This window comes from Pseudotenacibaculum sp. MALMAid0570 (assembly GCF_040151415.1).
Taxonomy (GTDB): domain Bacteria; phylum Bacteroidota; class Bacteroidia; order Flavobacteriales; family Flavobacteriaceae; genus Polaribacter.
The window spans coordinates 244,279-268,820 of sequence record NZ_JBDKWF010000048.1 but is presented as its reverse complement, the minus strand read 5'-3'; the positions used below and the strand labels follow the sequence as shown (position 1 = coordinate 268,820).

Genomic DNA, 24,542 nt, shown 5'->3' with positions numbered 1-24,542 from the left:
TAGAGATTAATTCCCTGCAATTGCAGCTCTAGCTCCACCAGAAGCAAAAAGAGCTCTCATACGTGATTTTTGACCTTCTGTAAACATATACATGCAATCATCATTTACGTAATCCATGTAGTTCATTGTCATATCAGTTGAACGACAATGAGAAGTTGGGTACGTTGGGCACCCGTAATTTGGTCTATCAGATCTTGGAGTATCAGAAACAAAATCATCTCTGTTACATCTACCATCTCCCCAGATATGACGTAAATTTAAATAATGACCCACCTCATGAGTTAGTGTTCTTCCTCCGTCAAACGGAGCAGAAACATAACCTGTAGTTCCAAAATACTGAGGAGACACAACAACTCCATCTGTATTAAGATTTCCTCCAGGGAACTGAGCATATCCTAAGATACCCCCACCTATATTACATACCCAAATATTTAAGTGAGTACTAGGGCTCACAGGAGGATAAGCAGCTTTAACCGCATCGTTTGTTCCCCAAGAAGTTCTTGAATCAGAATGTCTAAATACTCCAGCTAATGAAAATGTAATTTCAGAATCAGCAGCAACACCAGCAAACTCAGAAGGAATTTGATTCGCATCGTTGTTAGCTTTTCTAAAGTCGTCATTTAAAACGTTCATTTGAGAATTGATTTGAGTACTGCTAATGTTTTCATTAGAATTGCTATATACTACATGAACGTACACAGGAATATTAACAACACCTAATCCATCATCTCCTCCGGTTCCACCGTCGCCGCCATCGCCGCCGTTACCGCCACCGCCGTTTCCATTTCCATTTCCATTTCCATTTCCCGGTTTTCCAGCAGCTAAATACTTTCTAGTGTTGTATTCTATATCATACATTTTTTTGTACAGATCAGGATCTTTCTCTAGCATTCTGTTTAAAACTTGCATTGAATGACATTGTTTTCCTTCTGTAGGACTTTTATCTGTTCCATCACTGTGAACATAAAAGTCAGACATGTCAATACTTTGTTGAGGTTCAAGTACTGTTTCGGCATCATCTTGACACCCAATAAAAAGAGCAGTTGCAATAAGCAACAAACCATAAACTTTTTTCATTGTTGATTAAATTTAGTTAGTAAATAAGTTAGTTGAATAAAATGTGTTAAAAAAGTTAAAAAACAAAAAGAAGATAAATAAGTCTGTTTAATTTTTAACATATTACCAGCTATTTGTTTAAATTTTTAAACACATCGCAATATGAAAAAAATATTTATTTCTTGCAATACCCTTTATTGGGGATGATTTTCTTCCCCTTTTTTAGGGAGTTGTTAAAGAAAGTTTTGAATTAAGAAAGCATCATTATAGCTTTTTTCAAAGCTTCTATAAAAATGTCTATTTCTTCTTTGGTATTGTAAAAAGCAAAAGAAGCTCTAACAGTACCTGGAATTTGGTAAAAATCCATAATGGGTTGGGTACAATGATGTCCTGTTCTTACAGCAACACCAAGCTTATCTAATATAGAACCAATATCGTAAGGGTGAATTTCACCAACATTAAACGAAATTACAGATGTTTTGTTGGATGTTCCATAAATCGTAACACCATCAATTTCTTCAAGTTTTTTGGTTCCATACTCTAATAACTCTTGCTCATAAGCGGCAATTTCATCTAGCCCTATAGAATTCATATAATCTATAGCTACTCCAAAGGCAATACCGCCACAAATATTTGGAGTTCCTGCTTCAAATTTATGAGGTAACCCCGCATAAGTTGTTTTTTCAAACGTAACGGTCTCTATCATTTCTCCTCCGCCTTGATATGGAGGTAATTTTTCTAACCATTCTTGTTTACCGTACAGAAAACCCATTCCAGTTGGACCACAAACTTTATGAGCGGAAGCAACATAAAAATCTACATCCAGTTCTTGAAAATCAACTTTCATATGAGGAATAGATTGTGCACCATCAATTAAGACAGCAGCACCAACACTATGCGCTTTTTCTATAATCTCTTTAATAGGGTTAATAGTTCCTAAAGCGTTGGAAATATGATTACAAAAAACAAGTTTAGTTTTACTAGATAGTAAGTTCTCATAGGCGTCTATCATCAAAGCCCCTTCTTGATTCATAGGAATTACCTTAAGCTTTGCACCTGTTATTTCGCATAACATTTGCCAAGGAACAATATTTGAATGATGCTCTAAAGCAGAAACAATTACTTCATCTCCTTTCGCAAGCAATTTAGAAAAGCCTGAAGCAACCATATTAATACTGTGGGTAGTTCCAGAAGTAAAAATCATTTCGTATGCTTGACGGGCGTTAAAATGTTTTTGAAGAATAATTCTTGCTTGCTCATATTTATCTGTTGCTTCTTGACTTAACGAATGAACGCCTCTGTGAATATTGGCATTGTAATTCGAGTAGTAATCAACAATAGCATCAATAACTACTTTTGGTGTTTGAGAAGTAGCAGCATTGTCAAAATAGACCAATGGCTTTCCGTTTACCTGACGTTGTAAAATTGGAAAATCTGCGCGAATTTTTTCTACTGGAAACATCCTTGTTGTTTTGTTTTACAAAGGTAGGTTTTGAAACGCAAAATTTACAAGAAAGCAATCATTTAATTCCTATTTTTGTAGGAAATCAAATGGTTTATTATGAAAATCTTAAAGCGAATTCTTCTTCTTTTGGCAGTTACATTGATTCTTGTAGTCATTATTAACTATCCAAAGCTTAATATTTTATCAGGCTTTTCAGCAAAGAGCACAAGTTCTTCTGTGTTTTTAGCGAACAGAACATTAGCTTTTACAGATTCTACCGACAATAATTTCTCGCCTGTAAACTTAGCAACTGATAAAGTTAACTTAGAAGAAAAGTATGCAACATCTTCTGCTTTGGGATTACTTACACGAAAAGCGGTTTATAGAGAAGGTTTGGGAAGTGTTTTGGTTACTAAAGATTACGATTCTAGTAAACAACCATTAACCCCTCAAAGAAATAGGTTAGAGAATAACAAAGCCTACCCTTATGGGAACGTTACTCAGAGAGACACTATTTTTAGTGAAATAAACTATCAGCAACTGAACACAGCTGTAAATTCTCTCTTTAAAGATGTTTATGAAACGAGAGCTGTATTGGTTATTTACAAAGATCAAATTATAGCGGAACAATACGGAGAAGGATTTACTAAAGATTCTCGAATACTAGGTTGGTCTATGACCAAAAGTATTATGAGCACCATATATGGAATCATGCAACATCAAGGAAAGATTAATGTTCAAGACAAAGCTCCAATTTCTGAATGGCAGAATGATGACAGAAAAGAAATAAGCATTCATAACTTACTTCAGATGAATAGTGGTTTAGAATGGGACGAAAATTATGATAAAATCTCTGATGTAACCAAAATGTTGTTTCTAGAAAAAGACATGACTGTGATGCAACGCGAAAAACCGTTAACAGGAAAAATTAATGCTTCCTGGAATTATTCTTCTGGAACGTCTAACTTATTATCTGGAATCTTACGACAAGAATTAGGCTCCCATCAAGAATATTTAGACTATTGGTACAGAGAATTGATAGACAAGATCGGAATGAACTCCATGGTTATTGAAACAGATATGACAGGAAATTATGTAGCCTCTTCTTATGCATGGGCAACGCCAAGAGATTGGGGAAAATTTGGTTTACTCTACTTACACAAAGGAAACTGGGACGGAGATCAGGTTTTTGCTCCTGAATGGACTGATTATGTAGTAGAACCAACGCCTACTTCTAATGGTCGTTATGGAGCACAGTTTTGGTTAAATGCAAAATCTAGATTTCCAGATGTTCCTACAAGCATGTATTTTGCTGATGGTTATCAAGGACAAAGAATCTATATTCTACCTGAGCAAGATTTAGTAATCGTACGGTTTGGCCTAAAAAAATTCAATGAGAACTCCTTTCTAAAAGGAATTCTCACTGCAATAGAATAGTTAATTACTAATTCTATTATGATTGTTGTTGGTTTGCTGGAACAAAAATATTCTTCAAACGATTGATCAATCCTTTCAAGAGGCTAAAGATTGCATCTGAAGAAAACCCTCCAATTAACGCTAATAGACTCTTGTTAAACAGATTAATATCATCTGGGTTCTTAATATATACAGACAAAATTTCTGACATAAAAAGTCCCGCAATAACTCCTAGTAAAATTTGAGCAGCGTAAGAGATGGTATCTTCAGGAACTAAGGTTCCTTTTTTGATAGAGGTGGTTACATCTTTTAACAAAAAGAAAATAACCCCCAAACCAGCTACAGAAGCTAAATATCCTAAATTCAATAAAAGAGATTTCCCATGATTGCTTAAGATACCTTTGTCTAAGGAATCATTATTTACATCGCTTGAATAACTTGTAGCAACAAACATTGCTAGAAAAAGAATAGCTAAAATCATAAGATTCCTTGTTAGTGGAATTTTATTAAAAATAGATTTACCACTACCTTCTTGGTGCATTTTCTTAGTAAACTCTATAGACTTTGGTGTTGCAGGAGCTACATTTTCACACAATAGGTTGTGTGCATTAATTAAGTCATCAACAGTGCTATCTTGAATCAAAGCATTTACCTCTGTGTTTACAGTAATGCCATTATAAACAGCAAAACCTAACATATTATTGATTTCAGTACTCATTTCATAAATAACATCCTGAGAAATTCCTGGGATATCCGGTCCTTTAGGAGCGGCTTTAGTAGTCTTTTTTGTAGTGGCTGCAGAAGCTGTTGTTGTTTTAGCAGTTGATGTACTTTTTGGTGTTGGTGTAGGGGTGTTTTTCGGTGTTGGTGTATTAGTAGTTGCCATAAGGAAAAAGTTTAGTCCTTAAAAATACAGAGAGGTAAAAACAAAAAAACAGGTATTAACACCTGTTTTTTTATTTATATGTTTTTACGTAATCTAAATATCGAAACCAATATTCACATTAAGTTTGCTGGCAATAATTCGTGTAATTCTTTCTTTTACTTCAGGAATTTTAACACTTTCTAATACTGTATTTGCAAAGGCATACATTAATAGAGCTCTCGCTTCTTTTTTAGGAATTCCTCTTTGTTGCATGTAAAACAATGCTTGGTCGTCTAACTGACCAATTGTACATCCATGAGAACATTTTACATCATCAGCAAAAATTTCTAATTGAGGCTTTGCATTTATGGTAGATTTATCACTCACTAAAACATTGTTGTTTTGCTGATAAGCGTTTGTTTTTTGAGCTTCTTTCTCTACAATTACTTTACCATTAAAAACACCAGTAGAACGTTCATCATAAATTCCTTTGTAGTCCTGATGACTTTCGCAATTAGGTTCAATGTGATGTACTAATGTATGATGGTCTACATGTTGTTTTCCTTCAATAATAGTAACTCCTTTTAAAATCGAGTTGACATGTTCTCCTTTTTGGAAGAAATTAAGATTATTTCTGGTAATATTTCCTCCAAAAGAAAAGGTGTGAACTGAAACCGTACTTTCAGATTGTTGTTCAATAAAGGTATTATCAATCAATGAAGCTGTAATCTGATCGTTTTGTACTTTGTAATAGTCAACAGTAGCGTGCCTATCAGCAAAAATTTCAGTTACAGAGTTTGTTAAAACCGCATTCTCTGTCAAACTTTGATGGCGTTCAATAATTTGAACATGTGCATTTTGTTCTACAACAATTAAGTTTCTAGGCTGAACCATTGTAGAGCTCTCTGAACCAGTTGTAAAATTGATAATCTGAATGGGTTTTTCAACTTCAGTGTTTTTTGGAATGTGAATGTAAGCCCCTTCTTTTGCAAAAGCAGTATTCAAAGAAGTTAAATTGTCTTGTTTTGCAGCTTTATTAAAATAATTCTCAATAATAGCCTTGTATTTTGACTTTGTTAATGCTGAAGACATTAAGCATACATCAATAGCATCATGAGTAGTTTCTGAGAGAAACGAGCTGTATTTACCATCGATAAAAATAACCTTATAGGTGTCAATATCGTGAATAAAAAACTTCTTAACATCAGCCAAGCTTACTGCTTTTTCCTTATCAGGAAAGATGCTGTAATCTTCTTTTAAAATCGAGTTTAAAGAAGTGTATTTCCAAGCCTCCATTTTTTTTGTTGGAAAGCCAACTTTCTCAAAATTCTGAAATGCTTTTGATCGTATTTCATGAATATCAGAGTTGATGTTTACGCCATCTTCAAAAGCAACATAAGAAGAAACTAATTTTTCTTTTAAATCCATCTGATAGTTTTATGAGACAACTTCTTCTTTAATCCAATCGTATCCTTTTTTCTCAAGCTCAAGAGCTAAAGAAGCATCCCCTGTTTTTACAATTTTACCATCGTGTAACACATGTACAAAATCAGGAACGATATAATCTAACAGACGCTGATAGTGAGTAATTACGATTACAGCATTGTCTTTAGACTTTAATTTATTGACTCCATTTGCTACAATACGCAACGCATCAATATCTAAACCAGAATCGGTTTCATCCAAGATGGCTAACTTTGGCTCTAACATCGCCATTTGAAAGATCTCATTACGTTTCTTTTCTCCTCCAGAAAACCCTTCATTTAAAGAACGCGACAAGAACTTTCTATCGATTTCTAATAACTCAGATTTTTCACGAATCTTTTTCAACATATCTTTCGCTGGCATTTCTTCTAAACCTCTTGCTTTTCTAGATTCGTTGATTGCAGTCTTTATAAAGTTGGTAACTGTAACACCTGGAATCTCTACGGGATATTGAAACGACAAAAAGATTCCTTCATGAGCTCTTTCTTCAGGAGCTAAATCACTAATATCTTCGCCATCTAATTCAATATTTCCTTCAGTAACTTCATACTCTTCTTTACCAGCAACAATAGAAGCAAGTGTACTTTTTCCTGCTCCGTTTGGCCCCATAATAGCATGAACCTCACCAGCATTAACTTTTAAATTCAAGCCTTTTAATATGGCTTTCTCTTCTACTTCAGCATGTAAATTTTCAATCTTTAGCATGTCTCCTTAATTTATTTTTGATTTACATATTTTTTAATGCGAACAAAATCAGCAGGCGAGTGCTGAATGAACACATTTGCGTTTTTCTCTTTTGCGAAAGCCTCAAATTTATCCATGCTTTCTAAAGTTTGTTCAACGTTATAGTTAAACGATGGAACTCCACGAGTTGCTCTATTTTCCTCAAAGTGATAAAGATCACCTGTTAGTAAAATAGGTTGTTCTAAACCTAAATCAACATACAAAACTTGATGACCTACAGTATGACCAGGCATCGATTTAATGATAACGGTACCATCACCAAAAACATCATAATCTCCGTTTAATTTTTGAACCTTATCTAAGTCTTTTACCGCGGGATCAATTTTTGTTGAATCTCCACGAACTGCATTGTACTCAGATTCTTGAACCAACCAAGTAGCGTCTTTCATTAGGTTGGCATGTCCTGTATGATCGAAATGTGAATGCGACATCGCGAAATACGTAAAGTCTTCTATTTTAAATCCAATAGAAGCTAATTGGTTTTTTAATGAATCAGGTCTTCTTACAGTAAACGCTCCAGGAGGCGGAGTAATGGGTTCTGCTAAAACTAATTGTTCTGGCAAACCAGCATCCCACATTAAATTCCCCTTTGGATGCGAAATCACATAATAGGCATCTGTAAATTGTTTTGTTTGACCTGTATATGTTGAGTCTTGAGAAAACAAGTCTAGTTTGTTAACTAAAATTTGACCGCCTTCAAGCGCATACAACTTTACCTTAATTGTTTGTTTTTTTTCAGCGTCTTTACAACCAATAAGGCTAACAGCTAATAAAAGGAAAAGAATTTTTTTCATGGTTAGTTTTTGTTTATCCGACACTACCTTCTAAGCTAATTTCAAGAAGTTTCTGAGCTTCAACAGCAAATTCCATCGGTAATTTATTTAACACCTCTTTACTAAATCCATTTACAATCAAAGCAATGGCCTTTTCTGTATCAATTCCTCGTTGATTACAGTAGAATAATTGATCTTCACCAATCTTACTAGTTGTTGCTTCGTGTTCTATTTGAGCGGATTTATTTTTAGATTCTATATAAGGGAATGTGTGGGCACCACATTCATTTCCCATCAATAAACTATCACATTGTGAAAAGTTTCTTGCATTTTCTGCTCGAGAATTGATTTGAACCAACCCACGATAGCTATTTTGAGATTTTCCTGCCGAAATTCCCTTAGAGATAATTGTTGATTTTGTGTTTTTTCCAAGATGAATCATCTTAGTTCCGGTATCTGCTTGTTGGAAATTATTAGTTACAGCAATAGAATAGAATTCTCCTACCGAATTGTTTCCTTTTAACACGCAGCTTGGGTATTTCCAAGTTACGGCTGACCCCGTTTCTACTTGAGTCCAAGAAATTTTTGCATTGTTTTCACACAACCCTCTTTTAGTTACAAAATTGAAAACACCACCTTTACCTTCGCTATCTCCAGGGAACCAGTTTTGAACCGTAGAGTATTTTATTTCAGAATCATCCATAGCGATTAGTTCAACCACTGCTGCGTGTAACTGATTTTCATCTCTTTGAGGGGCAGTACAACCTTCTAAGTAACTTACATAACTTCCTTTATCCGCTACAACTAAAGTTCTTTCAAACTGACCAGTTCCTCCTTCATTAATTCTAAAATATGTAGACAATTCCATTGGACATCTCACTCCTTTTGGAATATAACAGAAAGAACCATCAGAGAATACAGCTGAGTTTAATGCGGCATAGAAGTTATCTTTTGGCGGAACTACAGATCCAATATATTTCTTTACCAATTCTGGATATTCTTGAATTGCCTCAGAAATAGGCATAAAGATAATTCCTTTTTCTGCTAAGGTTTCTTTAAAAGTAGTTGCAACAGAAACAGAATCCATTACAATATCTACGGCAACATTTGCCAATCTTTTTTGCTCTTCTAAAGAGATTCCTAGTTTTTCAAAAGTAGCTAACAATTCTGGGTCCACTTCATCTAAACTATTTAGTTTAGGCTTTTGCTTTGGCGCAGAATAATAGGCAATGTCTTGAAAGTTAGGTTTTTTATATTGAACGTTTGCCCATTCAGGCTCTTCCATTTCAGACCAAATTCTAAAAGCTTCAAGTCGCCATTCAGTCATCCATTCTGGTTCATTTTTCTTTTTAGAAATAGCACGAACAATATCTTCATTCAACCCTTTTGGAAAGGTTTCACTTTCTATATCAGTATAAAAACCATATTCGTATTCTTTGGTTTTTAATTCTTCTCTTAAATCATCTTCAGTATACTTACTCATTTTCAGCTATCAATTATCAATGAACAATTATTTATTAGAGAGAGAAACTTTCTCCACAGCCACAAGTTCTATTCGCATTAGGGTTGTTAAATACAAATCCCTTCCCGTTTAGACCTCCTGAATATTCTAGAGTAGTTCCTACTAAGTACAAAAAACTCTTTTTATCTACAATGATTTTCACATTGTTATCTTCAAAAATCTTATCGGTTTCAGACTGATTTTTATCAAAGATTAAATCGTAAGAAAGCCCAGAACAACCACCACTTTTTACGCCAACGCGAACAAAATCGGTAGTTGCATCAAATCCATCATCAGTCATTAATTCAATGACTTTCTTTTTTGCTTGATCAGATACTTTAATCATAATTTATATAGATTAAATCTAAATTGTGGTTGCAAAGATACGATATAAGTCTGAAACCACCATCCAGACTTACATTAGAATGATTTATTTTGCTATTGTAGAAATTGATTAGTTCTGAAAGGCAGGATTGTTTACAAAATCGTTGTCTGTTAGGGTCAATAAAAAAGCCTTCAAATCTGCTTTATCCTGGGCAGAGAGCTGTACTCCTCCTTGACTCACCTTTTTCATCAAAGGGTCTATTGTTGGAGAGTTTTTTAAGCCCTCACTATAATGATTGATGACTTGTTCTAAAGTAGTAAATCGCCCATCATGCATATAAGGAGCGGTAAAGGTTAAGTTTCTAAGCGAAGGAGATCTGAATTTACCGTTGTCATTTGGATCTCCAGTTACAGCCCCTAAACCAAGATCTGTAAATGTTTCGTCTAAACCGTTATTATGAAAATCGTTGTCTGTCCACAAAGGATTGTTGTCACTTCCATGGCAATGAAAACAATCGCCGCGATCTTCATCCATAAATACATTGAAACCATTGAGTTCTTCTGGAGTTAATTGTGCGTTTCCTAATAAGTATTGATCGAATTTCGAGTTTCCTGAAATCATGGTTCTCTCAAATTGTGCAATGGCTTTGGTAATAAGCGTAGAGTCTATTGTTGAGGTTCCAAATGCTTGAAGAAATAAAGTTGGGTATTGCGAATCTTGTTGAAGTTTGCTGGCTACAGTTGTCCAATTGCTGTGCATTTCAATAGGGTTTCTCACAGGTTCTAATGCTTGTCTTTCTAAACCTAACTCTTTACCTCCCCAAGTAAAGCGGTCACCAAAATTCCAAGCTAGATTGAATAGGGGCATCGAATTTCTTGTTCCAAAAACACCATCAATTCCATCACTAAATCTTGTATCATCAGTAAATGCATTGGATGGATTATGACAACTAGCACAAGATTGAGAATTATCTCCAGAAAGCCTTTGGTCAAAAAACAATTTTTTTCCAAGGGCAATTCCTTCTTCAGTTAGAGGATTGTTGGTTGGAATTACAGGAGCAATTAGTCTTTGTTGAAATAAATCAGGAATATTTAAAGAAGCAGAAACAGGAGTATACACATCATCGTCTCCACCTGAACTTGAACTCGAACAAGATGCGAGTAAAAGTGTTAAAAGAAGCAAGATTAGATGGTTTCTCATAACTTTATTGTGTAACTCCAACTAGGCTAAAAACATTTGAGCCATTAGCGCTAATCATTTGTTGTGCGCTAAAATTCATCATCAACCCTGTATTCAGAGTATTCAAGTCCCATAAATTTGGATTTGAAAACCAGTTGTAAAGATCTACACCGACATTGATTGTTGTAGCGCCTTGAACTGTTACAGCCCCTAAACTAACTACAAAGGAAGTGTCTTCAAATTGCAGATTATTAGGGTCTGTTGTATCTACTGCTCTTATTGCGTGAAAGTTAAAAAGGGCTTCTGCTGTTGTATTATCTATATATTTCCCATCAAATTGCATGTAATGATACCCTCCTCCAAGCATTCCAGGAACATTAAAATTAGCTGTGTTTAAATCTTGATAAACTCCATCTGTATTATCATCATCACTAAATCCAAATCGGAAAGTAACATTGGTGTAGTTTCCTGGTAAGATAGATGCAGCCGTTGTAAAAGAAAGGTTTTCATTGTTGGTTACATCCACTAAAACATATCCTTCTAAGGTAGTTACAGTTCCGCTTTCGTGCGTTAAAACAATATCAGAAATTAAATAGCGAAGTCTTTCAATACTTAACTGCTCTCCATTTTCATTAGTGAATTTAATATCGTTAAAGTCTGCATTGGTAACATCAGTAGTTTGCCAAGTATGATTAAAATTAAACACAATGCTTACTGGGCTTACAATAACATCATCATTGCTACTGCAACAGCAAAACACCGTGATACAACATAAAAATAAAAGGAGTTTGTTTTTCATTTTTTAATTCAATTTGATAATTAAAAGATCGGTAAAACCTTTGTTTTCTAACAGATCTCCGTTTGAGCTGCTGCTTTCTCCAACAGCAATAATTGATCCGTTTAAAAGCTCAACAGCATCGTAAGCAAAATCAATTTCTGACCCACCAACAGAGCGTTCCCAAACAAGTTGTCCATTACTATCAACTTTTACAATCCAAGCATCGTTTTGTCCTTGATTATTAGCTACTAAACCATCAGAACTTCTTGAACTACCTGCAATAATAAAACCATTATCACTTGTTGATTTTACAGATCTAGGAACGTCAAAACCAGACCCTCCAATTGATCGATTCCAAATAAGATTTCCACTATCAGACATTTTAAAGAGCCAAAGATCTGCGGCGCCATTATTTAAAGAAACATCTTGATCAGAACTTCTAGTATCACCGACTACTACATAATTTCCATCACTAGTAGGAGCAATCCCTCTAGCTTCATCTATTTCCATACCTCCAAAAGATTTTTCCCAAACTAAATTTCCTGAAGCTGCTGTTTTTACAAGCCAAAAGTCGTATGTTCCTTTATTTCCAGAAATATCTACATCATTGCTGTCTGAAGAACCCGCTATAATAAATTCATTGTTTGAGGTTTCTATAACTCCATTTGGAATATCTGTAAAAGACCCTCCAAAGTAACGAGACCAAGTCAAATCACCGTTTTGAGTGACTTTTATTGCCCAATAATCTCCGCCAGCATGTCTACTACTATTTCTCCCTGCATTTCCTAAACCTCCTGATGCCGTTACATCTAGAACACCAATAATAAGAAAATGGTTGTCTTTGGTTTCTATAATTGAGATTCCTTCATCAGCTCCAGAAAAGCCAAAGGTTTTTTGCCAAGAAAGATTTCCTGAAGCATCTGTTTTAATGAGCCAAAAATCTCTAAATCCATTGTTGGAAGTTACATCGCCATCAGAACTTGCTGTATATCCTAAAATTGCAAAACCGCCATCTGCAGTTTGTATGAGGGACTTACCTCTATCATCATCAGAACCACCATAGGTTTTGCTCCATGTTAGATGGGTGTTTGCATCAAATTTCAACAACCAGAAATCAAAACTCTCATCAAGCTTATCGGTTATATCACCATCCATGCTTTGCGTATATCCTAAGACAGCAAAACCTCCATCAGAAGTAGCAATAACAGATTGACCAACATCATTCTTTGTTCCCCCATAGGTTTTTGCTAATTCTAAAGAACCTGTAAAAAGATTGTTAGGACCACTTATAATATTACCCTGATCAGTACAACTTACGATTGATATTAGTGAGATAAAGAAGAATATTCTTTTCATTTTAGGAACCGCTTTTTCTTATGATAAAGAATCCGCTATCTGTATCGCTAACAATGATGTTACCGCTTGCAAAATATGGGTAAACATTCCAAACACCATCGAAAGAAGTATTGTTGTTGTTTGGATTTGTGTCAAAGAAACCAACTTCTGTCATATTACCGCTAGAAATATTTGTAATATCAATAATTCGCACTCCAGCAGAATAATTAGACAAAAAGAACAAGTCTCCTTTTACATATCCATTATGATCGATGGCTGTAGTTGGACCCAAATAATCCATATGGTGTGTTGGATTATCGAGATCGTTAAAATCAAAAACAACAGTTCTTGTATTAATACCGAAATCTCTTTCATCCAGTTCATCCCCCAGAAGAAAATATCGCATATCTTCAGTAAACCAACCTTGATGTGTATATCCAATATTACTATAATTGATTGTTGAAATTCGAGTAGGATTACTTTTGTCTGTAACATCTATAATGACCACTTCATTTTCATTGCTTCCTATTAAAATTTCTTTTCCTGTATGATCGGTATCTGGACCATTATAGGTTATTACTTGGGCATCGTGAGAATAAGCATCGTTTGCATATCCTCCTGCAGCTATCGGATTTAATGGATCTGAAATATCTACAAAATGAGGCCCGCCAGAAAAAGTTCCAGTTCCAACAGCATAAGCATATCCGTTAGCCTCATTGATAACAATATTATGAGCATTTCCAAAACCCGTATAATGTGCATCTGAAGAAAATGTTAGAGGGGCATTATTTGGATCAACATTTCTTAAACGAGTTAGGTCAAAAACTTGCATCCCATGTCCCGAAGCCTCACTAACTATAAAAGCGTAATTGCCATAAGTTTTTACATCGCGCCAAGTACTGTTATTTGTTTGTGTTGGGAGCTGACCTAAATTTACAGGATTAAGAGGGTCTGAAATATCAATAAAAGAAAGACCTGTGCTTGTACACATTAAAGCGTATTCTTTTTGAGTGTTAGGGTCTGTCCAGCCCCAACAATCATTACCAGAAGCTCCTATTCCGCCTAAAGTTGTAAGATCTATATGAGCAACTAAATCATAATCATTGCAAGGATAAATTCCTGCCATACCATTTTCACAAGGTGATAAAACAGTAATAGGGTCGGGGTTTAAATCTATTGCGTTAGGGTCTATAACATCAGATTTGTTGCAGGAGATTAATAAGCTTAGACTACATATGAGAAGAATCGCTTTTTTCATGATATTACCTTAAAATGAGTTTTTTTGAAATAATCGCATTGATCTTTACAAGATATATTCCTTTTGGTTGATTCTCAACAGGTAAAACGTATTCAGTCTGATTTATATTTTGTTTGGAGAAGACTTTCTTTCCAAGAATATTATAAATAACTACAGAATTAATTTGCTCGTTTTGTTTTGATCGAATTATTGGGTTTGATTCTGCTGGGTTTGGAGAGATTGAAAAACGATCACGAAAAGTTTCTTGTGATGTACTTAAAGTACCACTTTTTCTAACTACGAAAAGACCTCTTTCAATATCATTAATAATAATATTTCCACTAGCAAAATATGGATAAACGCTCCAAGCACCATTAAATCCGGTACCATTATTTGCTGGAAATGTATCGAAATATCCTATTTCAGAAAGCGAATTAGTAGCAGCTCCAACATTTGTTAAGTCCAATACTCTCATTCCTGCTCTGTAGCTAGCCATAAAAAATTCGTTTCCTTTCACATATCCGTTATGGTCTATTGCTGTTGAAGGTCCAGAATATGTAGAAGATTGCACAGGGTTGTCTAAATCTTGAAAATCAAAAACAATGGTTCTGGTATTAATTCCAAAGTTTTGTTCATCTGCTTCATCTCCTAAAAGGAAATAACGCTGATCATCTGTAAACCATCCTTGATGTGTATACCCTAATTGAGAATACGCCAAATCAGAAATCTTGACAACATTGTTTTTGTCGGTTACATCCAAAATAACAATTTTAGTTTCGTTGCTTCCGATTAAAATTTCTTTTCCAGTATAATCAGTGTCAGGGCCGTTATAAGTCACAACTTGTGCATCATGTGTTACTCCTTCATTGTTATAATTTCCAAGATTTGTAGGATTCACGGGGTCAGAAATATCAACAAAATGAACACCTCTTCCAACATTTTTGCAATCTACCAAATAAGCAATACCATTGGCTTCATTTATAACAATATTATGGCAACTTGTTACATCATTATATACTGTGTCAGGTGAAAATGTTTGTGGAGAGGAAACACTTCTTAACCTTGTAAGGTCAAAAACTTGCATTCCATGAGAGCCAATATTATCAGCAACAATAAAAGCATGGTTGTTGTATATTTTCACATCACGCCAAAAACTAGTGTTTCCGTTTTGAGTATCTATTCTTCCCAAGTAAATAGGATTTAGAGGATCCGAAACATCAACAAAAGCTGTACTGTTTGTCATTGCAGCAATTGCATATTCTTTTCCTGTTGTAGAATCTGTCCATCCCCAAATATCACTTCCTTCAGGATTTCCTAATGTATTGGCTAAAGTAGCTACAGGAACATGTGATAAAAGGTCATAATCATTACAAGGATATTCTCCAGCAAAACCTCCAACACATGGAGTTTGAGAATAAGCGTTTACACATAGGCATAATCCTATGAATAAGAGTAATTTGTGTTTCATATTAGAGGCTTGTTACATACAAAGGTAACAGATTAGGACAGAAAAACCCTAAAACAACTTTATTGAGTTTTATTTGATGATTGTTTTTAAAGATGTGGCTATCTTTGCGCCATGTTAGAAGATAAAAATCAGTCGAGAACATCATTGTCTGAACTAGGAGAGTTTGGGCTTATCAATCATATTACAAAACACTTTAAAATAAACCATTCAACTACTGTAAAAGGAGTTGGTGATGATGCAGCAGTTTTGGATAGCTCTGAACAGCAAACAATTGTTACTACAGATTTACTAATTGAGGGCGTTCATTTTGATTTAAGCTATATGCCATTAAAACATTTAGGATACAAATCTGTAATGGTTAATCTTTCGGATGTTTATGCCATGAATGCTAGCGCAGAACAAATTACTGTTTCTTTAGCTGTTTCAAACCGGTTTCCTTTGGAAGCCATTGAAGAGTTGTACTCTGGAATTCAATTAGCTTGTGAGACGTATAATATAGATTTAATTGGTGGCGATACGACTTCATCAACAAAAGGAATTTTAATCTCTGTAACAGCAATTGGTAAAGCAAACAAAGAAGAGGTTGTTTATAGAAACGGAGCAAAAGAGACTGATTTAATTGTTGTTAGCGGGGATTTAGGAGCTGCTTATTTAGGGTTACAAGTTTTGGAGAGAGAGAAACAAGTTTTTCAAGTAAACCCAAACAGTCAACCTGATTTAGATAAGTACACATATTTAATAGAACGACAGTTAAAGCCTGAAGCAAGAAAGGACATTCCAAAATTATTAAAAGAAATGGATGTCAAGCCAACCTCGATGATTGATATTTCTGATGGATTATCTTCTGAAATTATGCATATCTGTTCTCAAAGTAAAGTGGGATGTAAAATTTATGAAGATAAAATTCCTTTAGATCCACAAGTAATTTCTACATGTGAAGAGTTTGATATAGATAGTACAATGGTTGCTTTGAGTGGAGGTGAAGACTACGAACTGCTTTTTACCGTTTCTATTGATGATTTTGACAAGGTTAAAGGAAACCCACATTTAACGGTAATCGGACATATTACTGAGCAAAACCAAGGAATGAATTTGGTAACGAGAGCCAATCAAGAATTGGAATTAAAAGCCCAAGGTTGGAATGCATTGCAAGAATAGATCTATTCTTCTTCGCCTAAAACTACAATCGCCTTTTTACCGCCTTTAATAGTACCTACTCTAAAATCTTCAGGATATTTATCTAAAATACTGTCGATTAATTCTTGATTAAAAGAAGAATCAATGTTTTTTTGAACTCTTTCATAACTCATTCTTGTCCAATTTCTAGATAAAATATATTGGCGAATTTTAATCGATGCATTTTCTATTTTCTTGTCTTTAGACTGATAATGCTTCATAACAATTAAAGTGAAAACATAAGCCAAAACTAAAATCAAAAGTATAAGAGAATTTTTGCCCCATAAGTTATTGTCTATCTGTTTTAAGACAACAACCCAACTACCCAAATAAATAGGAAGAATAATTAGTGAGGTGAAAAAAAGTTCTCCAAAAGAAGATTCTCTTACGATATCTATAATAGACTTTGCTTCGTTAATTTTCATGATTTCTAGGAAGTTAGAATCTCAAAATTAAGAAAAAAGGAATGCAAAATAAGTTAGTTGAACTTTAATATCCACCAATAATCACATTATCTAGAATGAAGAAAGCTATCAAGAGTAAACTAGATAAAGTGATTATGGTTAAGAGTGGATTTTAATCTTTTCCATAGGTTTTTGTTACAACTAACCAAACTTCTATACTAGATAGATGTTTGTAAGTTGAAAAGGTTGCGTGAAAAAATTAAATATTTTTTAAAAACGTTTTTAGCGAAGCAGTTAATTCCTCTTTGTTTTCAACGTGACTCATATGTCCGCCTTCTAGAACCACATATTCAGCATTTACACTTTTGGCCTCTGTTGTCACCTCTGCAGAATTTAAAACAGGATCTTCTTTTGCAATAACATAAAATGTAGGAAAGGGTCCGTTTTGAACCACAGAAGTTCTATCAGGACGAATTCTCATTCCTTCTTGAGCTGCTATATAGCCTTGTATAGGAGTTTGTAAAGCTTCTTTTTTTACCCTGTCAACTTCCATAGAAAATGCAGCAATACTTTCAGGTTTAAAAAGATTGGCAACAGACATTCTCACCATATTTTCAAAATTGGTTTGAACCATCTTATTCGCTCTTGCTCTTAAATCTTTTCTGTCTTGATCATCTTCAGTAGCGGTAGAATTCATTAGGCAAAGACCTTTTACCATTTTTGGGAATTTTTCAGCAAAAGCCAGCGAAACATAACCTCCCATAGAATGACCTATCAAAATAGCTCTTCTAATTCTAATTGATTTTAAAACTGAGTAAACAACTTCTGCCATAAGCTCCATAGAATGAACATACCCTATACAATCTGTTTTGCCATGTCCTAGCAAATCGATAGTGATTACTCTATATGTTTTTGTAAGATCCTCTTTTATAAAATCCCACATATAACGATTCTCTAAAAAACCATGGAGTAAAACCACAGCACTTCCTTTTCCTTCATCAGAATAGTGAATTGGAGTATTCTTAAAAACAACGGTGTTTTGCATGGCACAAAAATATGTATCTTTCCAAAGCTTTTTGATAAGAAAAAGGAATAGTTTTCTTTTTGATTAAAACGATATCAATGAATAAGAACAAAGAAGTTTGGATTACAGGATTTGCATTGTTTTCTCTGTTTTTTGGAGCAGGAAATTTGTTGTTACCTCCATTATTAGGATATAATTCTGGAGACCAATGGTTTTGGGTGGTTCTAGGTTTTGTGATTACCGCTGTTTTTATTCCAGTTTTAGGAATTTTAGCACATGCAAAATTACAAGGTACCATGTTTGATTTTGGCAAAAAAGTATCACCTGCTTTTAGCTTTGTGTATTGCATTTTAGTATATATGATCTCAATAGCAATACCATCTCCAAGAACAGCATCTGCATCACATGAAATAGCAATCTATCCTTTTTTTGAAACCACTCCTTTACTTACTAGTAGTATTTATTTTGCCTTGGTTTTAATCTTTGTTTTAAATAGATCTAGGATTATTAATTTGATTGGTAAATACCTAACACCACTTATTGCGATTATTATTTTTTTGGTCATCGGAATAGGGTTGTTCTCTAGTGGAGGAGGAATGAACGCCTCAATTTTTAAAACACCAATTGTTGATGGGGTTCTAGAAGGGTATCAAACTTTTGATGCGATTGGAGCCGTTGTTGTGGGAGGTGTTATCATAATTTCCTTAGGACTAAAAGGAATAAACTCTTCAGCAGAAAAAAAGAACATTATAAGAAAATCTGGTTTTATAGCTGGAACAGGGTTGGCGGTTATCTACACGGGATTGATTGCTGTAGGAGCCTTTTATGGATCTGAAATTTTTGTTGATGGAAGTTTAAGTAATGATATGCAAAGAGCCACTTTGTTGAGAGGAATTAGCACAGCTACTTTAGGAAATATAGGAACTGCTTTTTTAAGTGTACTTGTTGCGTTGGCTTGCTTTACAACTGCAGTAGGAATTGTCACAGGAACCGCGGACTATTTTAAAGGATTATTTAATAATTCTCAAAAGGCGTATACCATCACAGCAATAATTGGTTGTTTGGCAGGAATCTTAGTTGGACAAATGGATTTTCACACAATTATAGTAATAGCTTTACCTGTATTAATGTTGATTTACCCGATAACAATTGTTTTGATATTTCTGAATGTTTTACCAGAAAAATGGGCATCTCAACTAGTGTTTAGAGGAGTTGTTCTTGTTACAATTGTGTTTAGTATTCCAGATTTTCTAGGGTTTGTAGGATTAAAGGAAAACATTTCAGGAATTACAGAAATGATTCCGTTGAGCTCTCATCACATGGGTTGGGTAATTCCTGCAGTTTTATCACTTGTATTGTTAAATCTGAAAACTTTTACGACTAAGCAACCACAAATGAGCTAAACATTTCTTTATGGCTGTTCAGGAAGTTGCCACATATCAATATAAAGACACATTTTCTTTAAGTATTGTTGATTTTGATAAAGCCTGTGTTGTTAGTGAACAAGAACAGGTAAATTACTATACAATTTTTTGGGTCAAAGAAGGAAAAGGAACCTATCACATCGATTTTAAAGAATATTCTTTTGAAGACAATGTTCTCTTCTTTTTGTCGCCAGGCCAGATCTTTTCTGTAGATTCTGAAAAAGTGAAAGAGGCTTACAAACTAACTTTTGCTAGAGATTTCTACTGTATTCAAACCCACGATAAGGAAATTGCTTGCAATGGAGTTTTATTTAATAATGTTTACGAAACACCTTTTGTAAAACCTTGCGAAGAAGATATTCGGAAACTAGATTTTATTCTAGAAAACCTAATTGAAGAATTTAAGTTACAAGAAACCGCTCAGTACGATATGCTACAATCGTATTTAAAGCAATTTATCATTCACTCTGTACGAATCAAAAAGGAGAATCATATTCTTAAAGAAGATACAGAGACAAAACTCTTTAAAGATTTTAGCACGTTAGTAGATCAAAATTTCAAAGAGATTCATTCTGTATCAGCGTATGCATCACGTTTAGGCTTATCTCCAAAATCGTTAACGAAGCATTTTCAAAAGATTGGAACAGACACTCCAAGCGATTTTATTAAGAATAGAATCATTTTAGAAGCCAAACGAAAATTAATTTACACAGACAATTCTGTAAAGGAAATTGCTTTTAATCTTGGCTTTAATGACCCTGCCTATTTTACGAGATTCTTTACAAAAGCTACTCAAAAATCACCACTTCAGTTTAAAAAAGAGTTCAAAAACTAGTTTGTCCAAACACTAGGAACCTTTGTCCATTTTTAGAGAATACTTCTCATCGCATCTTTGTACCGTAATTCAAAAACAATGAAGATGATTTCAAAAAACAATACAAGCTGTCCGAATTGCTGGGGTTACCAGGAATACGATTGCAAAGAAGTCATTCAATCCAAATTGAATGCATACTAAATACAAATAAATAATACTAAAAAGATAGAAATTATGAGTACAAGAATTGAAACATTAAATCCAGCAACGACGACTGGAAAATCAAAAGAATTATTTGATGCAGTTCAAAGTAAATTAGGATTCATCCCTAATCTGATTAAAGTATTTGGAAACTCTCCAGCTACTTTACAAGGATACTTAAGCTTAGGTGAAATTACCTCAAGCGGAAACTTTAGCAACAAATTTAGAGAGCAATTAGCATTGGCAATTGCAGAAGAAAATTCGTGTAATTATTGCTTGTCTGCACATACTGCAATAGGAAAGTTAAACGGATTGTCTGAAGAACAAACAGAGCAAAGCAGACAAGGACTTGCGACGAATGAAAAAGAGCAAACTGCGTTACAATTTGCACAAGCAGTTACAAGAAACAGAGGGCAAGTTTCTTCTGAATTGATTCAAGCAGTTAAAAATGCAGGATATACAGATGGAGATATTTTAGAGATTGTATTGAATGTTGTTTCCAATACATTAACAAATTATGTAAATCACATTGCAGAAACAGAAGTGGATTTTCCATCAGTAGAAGCAGGAAAATTTGCAGTAACACAATAAGGAATGAAAAAATTAATCGCAGTAATCGTATTGTTTGTTGGGTTTGCATTTACAGCAAACGCACAAAAAGTGAAGACAGTAGCTTTAGAACAAACCAAAGGAGAATTTACACAAAAGCAAATTACATTATCTGAAGGAACCTACATTTTTGAGATTGCAAATAATCATGTAGGTCATGATGTAGGATTTGTACTGGCGCCTAAGTCAGATACAAAAAAGCATATTAAAAATGCCTATGTGACTAAGCCTGTGAAAAACAATTCAAAATCAAAGTCTAATAAAGTGACTTTAAAAAAAGGAACCTATGTATACTTCTGTCCCTTGAATCCAACACCGCAGTATACATTGATTGTAAAGTAAATTGGCGTCTACTTTGCATAAACGAAGAACCACACTCATTGAGTGTGGTTTTTTTACTTTGTTAGAGTTGAAGTTCATTCTCTATAAGCTCTTTTAAACCAGTTCTATCTCCAAATGAAGAAAAAATAATCTTCCCCGATCTATCTACAAGAATATATGTAGGACAACCAATTACCCCCAGTTTGTTTGCTAATTGTTTTCCTTTGAACAAAGCAGGCTCTTTTAAATTATACTTCTCTACAAAAGACCTTACATCGCTTTTCGAGTGATCTTGAATTTCAATATTTACGATATTGAGATTCTTACCATAATTAATGTTTAATTCGTCAATAAAATGTTTAGAACTAACAGATCCGGCACATCCAACAAAAAAGAATTCATATAGAGTTAAGGAGTTATTAAAGTTTTTATTTGACAGGCTTTTACCTCTGATACTTGACAATTGCCAATCTGGAAAGTATTGTCCAATATTTCTGTTTAACTTATTCTTTTCGCGCAAACGATATTCTTCACCAGAAATAACAATATATTCTTTTCGAGGATTATATTGCCACAATGCAGGATTAATGTCAAGTTGAATATCACTGTAGGAAAATTCCATAGCGCCATCTTTGTTTTTAAGCGCCCAAACAAGAGGAACATGATCACCTTTGCGAACAATTAGATGATACTTATTTGTTCTTCCATGTGTATCATAGAGTTTTCCTCCTAGAATATGTTTTTGTATTTTGAACTGTATGCTTAGAGCAGGAATGTCAGCAATCAGAGTATCTGATGTATGTAAAGAGGTCATTGTTGAATCTTTTATAATCAAAGGCAAGCTTTTTCTAAGATCAAAAAGATTAAAGTATAAAACAATATTACCATAAAGTATAGGCACTTGAGCTTTAGGAGACTTTATAATGGTTTTAGTTTTTGACTTTATTTTAATTAAAGTGTCTCCTATAGCTAATCTTTCAAAACCTTCCTTATCTTTTCTTGGAAATCGTTTTGAGTAAACGTTAGCCCCTAACTCATTCTTTTTTGTAAAATCAATTGCTTGTATTCCAGAATACGAATAGTTTGAACTTTCAGATTCATATCCTTTTTGCTCAAAGTTAAAATTATATTGAATCTTTTTGATTTGTTGCAAATCATTTGAAACCTTAGTTAAAATCTCTAAATCGGTTTTCTTTTGACAACTTAATAAAAATGTAAATGCTAATAGACAAAATAGATGCTTCATGTTTAGTTTTCGGTTAGTTAAATGGATTTATATTAGAGTTTAATACGATCCATTAGTAAGACGTCGCGAATAAAAAAATGTCGCAGAAAAGATTTTCTCTATTTGTATAGCCTATAAAACTTAAAAGCTTTGGGCCACTCTTCTCTAGGTTTAAAAGCTATGGCAACCTCTTCATTGTTTAGAGAAGATTCAGTAAGAATCACATTATTGTCATAAGTTTTGGCTTTTTCAAATTCTTTTTCAGTCACTTTACAGATAACCTTGTAAAAAGTTCCTGAAACCCACTTTTGAGTTTCAGGATCGTTTTCAAATTTTAAATAAGCAGCTAGTGATGCATGTGCGGTTGCCAAAGGTGCAATCCCTTTCGGGAGGTTTTCCTTGACAAGAATATACATTTTCATAAAAACCAACTAAGAATTCATCAAGTCTTCTATTTCATTCGCTTCAATAGGAATGTCTTGCATTAAGTTTACCGGCTCACCAGTTTTTTGAATCACAACATCATCTTCTAAACGCACTCCAAAACCTTCATCTGGAATGTAAATACCAGGTTCTACTGTGAAAACCATATCAGGTTGCATTGGCTCGTGAAGCAAACCATAATCATGTGTGTCTAATCCAATATGGTGTGATGTACCGTGCATGAAATACTTCTTGTAAGCTGGCCAATTTGGGTCTTCGTTTTGCACATCGGCTTTATCTATAAGTCCTAAACCTAATAACTCAGAAGTCATGATTTTACCAACTTCTATATGATATTCTTCCCAAATAGTACCCGGAACCAACATTTTAGTAGCTTCTTTTTTTACATTGTTGACAGCATTGTATACTTGTCTTTGACGATCAGTAAATCGCCCAGAAACAGGAATGGTTCTTGTCATATCTGATGAATAGTTAGCATATTCAGCGCCAACATCCAGCAATAATAAGTCACCTGCTTTACATTGTTGATTGTTTTCTATATAATGTAATACATTGGCATTATTACCACTAGCAATAATCGGAGTATAAGCAAATCCTTTAGATCTATTTCTGATAAATTCATGAATAAATTCTGCTTCAATTTCATATTCCCAAACATCAGGTTTTACAAAATTTAAAATTCTTCGAAAACCTTTGTTTGTAATATCGCAGGCGTGCTTCATCAAATCCAACTCTATTTGATCTTTCACAGATCGCAATCGTTGTAAAATAGGATTACTTTTTGCTACAGAATGCGCAGGATATTTTGCTTGTAACCATTTGGTAAAGCGATCTTCTCTGGTTTCTGTTTCTACATTGGCTCTGTAATGCTCATTTGTATTGATGTATACCGTATCACATAAAGACATAATTTCAAACATAATCTTTTCTAAATCTTGCAACCAGAAAACTGTTTTTATTCCAGAAGTATCAAAAGCAGCTTCTTTGGTTAATTTTTCTCCTTCCCATACAGCAATATGTTCGTTAGTTTCTCTTAAAAACAAGACTTCTCTATACTTCTCTTTTGGGCAATCTGGAAATAAAACCAAAATACTTTCTTCCTGATCTACACCACTTAAATAAAAAATATCACGATGTTGTTCAAAAGGCATTGTGCTATCTGCACTAATAGGATAAATATCATTAGAGTTAAAAACAGCAATGCTGTTTGGTTTCATTTGAGCAGCAAAATTCTTACGATTCTTAACAAAAAGAGAAGAGTTGATACGATTGTATTTCATTGTTTTTTTGATTT

The 24,542-nt window shown here is 34.1% G+C and carries 24 protein-coding genes; 6 read left to right on the top strand and 18 right to left on the bottom strand.

All coding sequences use genetic code 11. The features are described from left to right. Positions 1-6 precede the first annotated feature (6 nt). Both AAON49_RS09415 and AAON49_RS09410 read right to left on the bottom strand, forming a co-directional pair. Positions 7-1,077: a zinc metalloprotease gene (locus tag AAON49_RS09415; RefSeq protein WP_349554268.1), complete on the bottom strand. Its 1,071-nt coding sequence runs from the start codon at positions 1,075-1,077 to the stop codon at positions 7-9. 229 nt (positions 1,078-1,306) lie between these two features. After that, positions 1,307-2,518, bottom strand: a complete 1,212-nt coding sequence (locus AAON49_RS09410) for an aminotransferase class V-fold PLP-dependent enzyme (RefSeq protein ID WP_349554267.1) — start codon at positions 2,516-2,518, stop codon at positions 1,307-1,309. Between the two features lie 99 nt (positions 2,519-2,617). Between AAON49_RS09410 and AAON49_RS09405 the strand changes: the two genes are divergently transcribed. Further along, positions 2,618-3,937, top strand: coding sequence for a serine hydrolase domain-containing protein (locus AAON49_RS09405; protein WP_349554266.1), 1,320 nt, complete (start codon positions 2,618-2,620; stop codon positions 3,935-3,937). A gap of 16 nt (positions 3,938-3,953) precedes the next feature. Here AAON49_RS09405 and AAON49_RS09400 read toward each other — a convergent pair whose 3' ends face one another. The 11 genes from AAON49_RS09400 to AAON49_RS09350 all read right to left on the bottom strand — a co-directional run bounded on the left by AAON49_RS09400 (position 3,954) and on the right by AAON49_RS09350 (position 15,606). After that, positions 3,954-4,802: a hypothetical protein gene (locus AAON49_RS09400; RefSeq protein ID WP_349554265.1), complete on the bottom strand. Its 849-nt coding sequence runs from the start codon at positions 4,800-4,802 to the stop codon at positions 3,954-3,956. Between the two features lie 93 nt (positions 4,803-4,895). Next, positions 4,896-6,209 (bottom strand): Fe-S cluster assembly protein SufD, encoded by a 1,314-nt coding sequence (sufD, locus tag AAON49_RS09395; RefSeq protein ID WP_349554264.1) that lies wholly within the window; start codon positions 6,207-6,209, stop codon positions 4,896-4,898. Positions 6,210-6,218: 9 nt separating this feature from the next. Continuing rightward, entirely contained in the window at positions 6,219-6,971 is a 753-nt protein-coding gene (gene sufC / locus AAON49_RS09390) for a Fe-S cluster assembly ATPase SufC (RefSeq protein ID WP_349554263.1), read from the bottom strand. 11 nt (positions 6,972-6,982) lie between these two features. Next, complete coding sequence (locus AAON49_RS09385) at positions 6,983-7,804, bottom strand: N-acyl homoserine lactonase family protein (protein WP_349554262.1); 822 nt, start codon at positions 7,802-7,804, stop codon at positions 6,983-6,985. 13 nt (positions 7,805-7,817) lie between these two features. Beyond that, on the bottom strand, positions 7,818-9,266 hold the full coding sequence (gene sufB, locus AAON49_RS09380; protein WP_349554261.1) for a Fe-S cluster assembly protein SufB: 1,449 nt from the start codon (positions 9,264-9,266) through the stop codon (positions 7,818-7,820). Positions 9,267-9,300: 34 nt separating this feature from the next. Then, a complete protein-coding gene (locus tag AAON49_RS09375; RefSeq protein ID WP_349554260.1) occupies positions 9,301-9,630 on the bottom strand; it encodes a HesB/IscA family protein in 330 nt (109 codons plus the stop codon). 108 nt (positions 9,631-9,738) lie between these two features. Then, complete coding sequence (locus tag AAON49_RS09370) at positions 9,739-10,809, bottom strand: cytochrome-c peroxidase (RefSeq protein WP_349554259.1); 1,071 nt, start codon at positions 10,807-10,809, stop codon at positions 9,739-9,741. A 4-nt stretch (positions 10,810-10,813) separates the two neighbouring features. Then, the gene (locus AAON49_RS09365) at positions 10,814-11,587 is read right to left on the bottom strand and encodes an MbnP family protein (RefSeq protein WP_349554258.1); all 774 of its coding nucleotides are present in this window, start codon (positions 11,585-11,587) and stop codon (positions 10,814-10,816) included. 3 nt (positions 11,588-11,590) lie between these two features. Then, entirely contained in the window at positions 11,591-12,922 is a 1,332-nt protein-coding gene (locus AAON49_RS09360; protein ID WP_349554257.1) for a hypothetical protein, read from the bottom strand. A gap of 1 nt (position 12,923) precedes the next feature. Next, positions 12,924-14,159: a choice-of-anchor B family protein gene (locus AAON49_RS09355; RefSeq protein ID WP_349554256.1), complete on the bottom strand. Its 1,236-nt coding sequence runs from the start codon at positions 14,157-14,159 to the stop codon at positions 12,924-12,926. Between the two features lie 4 nt (positions 14,160-14,163). Further along, entirely contained in the window at positions 14,164-15,606 is a 1,443-nt protein-coding gene (locus AAON49_RS09350; protein WP_349554255.1) for a choice-of-anchor B family protein, read from the bottom strand. A gap of 111 nt (positions 15,607-15,717) precedes the next feature. Between AAON49_RS09350 and thiL the strand changes: the two genes are divergently transcribed. Further along, positions 15,718-16,764, top strand: coding sequence for a thiamine-phosphate kinase (gene thiL, locus AAON49_RS09345; RefSeq protein ID WP_349554254.1), 1,047 nt, complete (start codon positions 15,718-15,720; stop codon positions 16,762-16,764). Between the two features lie 2 nt (positions 16,765-16,766). Here the strand turns inward: thiL and AAON49_RS09340 are convergent, their stop codons facing one another. Both AAON49_RS09340 and AAON49_RS09335 read right to left on the bottom strand, forming a co-directional pair. Next, positions 16,767-17,207: a hypothetical protein gene (locus AAON49_RS09340; RefSeq protein ID WP_349554253.1), complete on the bottom strand. Its 441-nt coding sequence runs from the start codon at positions 17,205-17,207 to the stop codon at positions 16,767-16,769. A gap of 238 nt (positions 17,208-17,445) precedes the next feature. Beyond that, positions 17,446-18,231, bottom strand: a complete 786-nt coding sequence (locus AAON49_RS09335; protein WP_349554252.1) for an alpha/beta fold hydrolase — start codon at positions 18,229-18,231, stop codon at positions 17,446-17,448. A gap of 77 nt (positions 18,232-18,308) precedes the next feature. Between AAON49_RS09335 and brnQ the strand changes: the two genes are divergently transcribed. The 4 genes from brnQ to AAON49_RS09315 all read left to right on the top strand — a co-directional run bounded on the left by brnQ (position 18,309) and on the right by AAON49_RS09315 (position 21,600). Beyond that, a complete protein-coding gene (brnQ, locus tag AAON49_RS09330; protein WP_349554251.1) occupies positions 18,309-19,613 on the top strand; it encodes a branched-chain amino acid transport system II carrier protein in 1,305 nt (434 codons plus the stop codon). Between the two features lie 10 nt (positions 19,614-19,623). Continuing rightward, on the top strand, positions 19,624-20,469 hold the full coding sequence (locus AAON49_RS09325) for a helix-turn-helix domain-containing protein (RefSeq protein ID WP_349554250.1): 846 nt from the start codon (positions 19,624-19,626) through the stop codon (positions 20,467-20,469). A gap of 213 nt (positions 20,470-20,682) precedes the next feature. Further along, positions 20,683-21,240, top strand: a complete 558-nt coding sequence (locus tag AAON49_RS09320) for a carboxymuconolactone decarboxylase family protein (RefSeq protein ID WP_349554249.1) — start codon at positions 20,683-20,685, stop codon at positions 21,238-21,240. 3 nt (positions 21,241-21,243) lie between these two features. Then, positions 21,244-21,600 (top strand): cupredoxin domain-containing protein, encoded by a 357-nt coding sequence (locus AAON49_RS09315; protein ID WP_349554248.1) that lies wholly within the window; start codon positions 21,244-21,246, stop codon positions 21,598-21,600. 61 nt (positions 21,601-21,661) lie between these two features. Here the strand turns inward: AAON49_RS09315 and AAON49_RS09310 are convergent, their stop codons facing one another. The 3 genes from AAON49_RS09310 to AAON49_RS09300 form a co-directional block, all read right to left on the bottom strand. After that, entirely contained in the window at positions 21,662-22,825 is a 1,164-nt protein-coding gene (locus AAON49_RS09310) for a TlpA family protein disulfide reductase (protein ID WP_349554247.1), read from the bottom strand. A 98-nt stretch (positions 22,826-22,923) separates the two neighbouring features. Further along, on the bottom strand, positions 22,924-23,226 hold the full coding sequence (locus AAON49_RS09305; protein ID WP_349554246.1) for a hypothetical protein: 303 nt from the start codon (positions 23,224-23,226) through the stop codon (positions 22,924-22,926). A 9-nt stretch (positions 23,227-23,235) separates the two neighbouring features. Continuing rightward, positions 23,236-24,528, bottom strand: a complete 1,293-nt coding sequence (locus tag AAON49_RS09300; RefSeq protein WP_349554245.1) for an aminopeptidase P family protein — start codon at positions 24,526-24,528, stop codon at positions 23,236-23,238. Positions 24,529-24,542 lie beyond the last annotated feature (14 nt).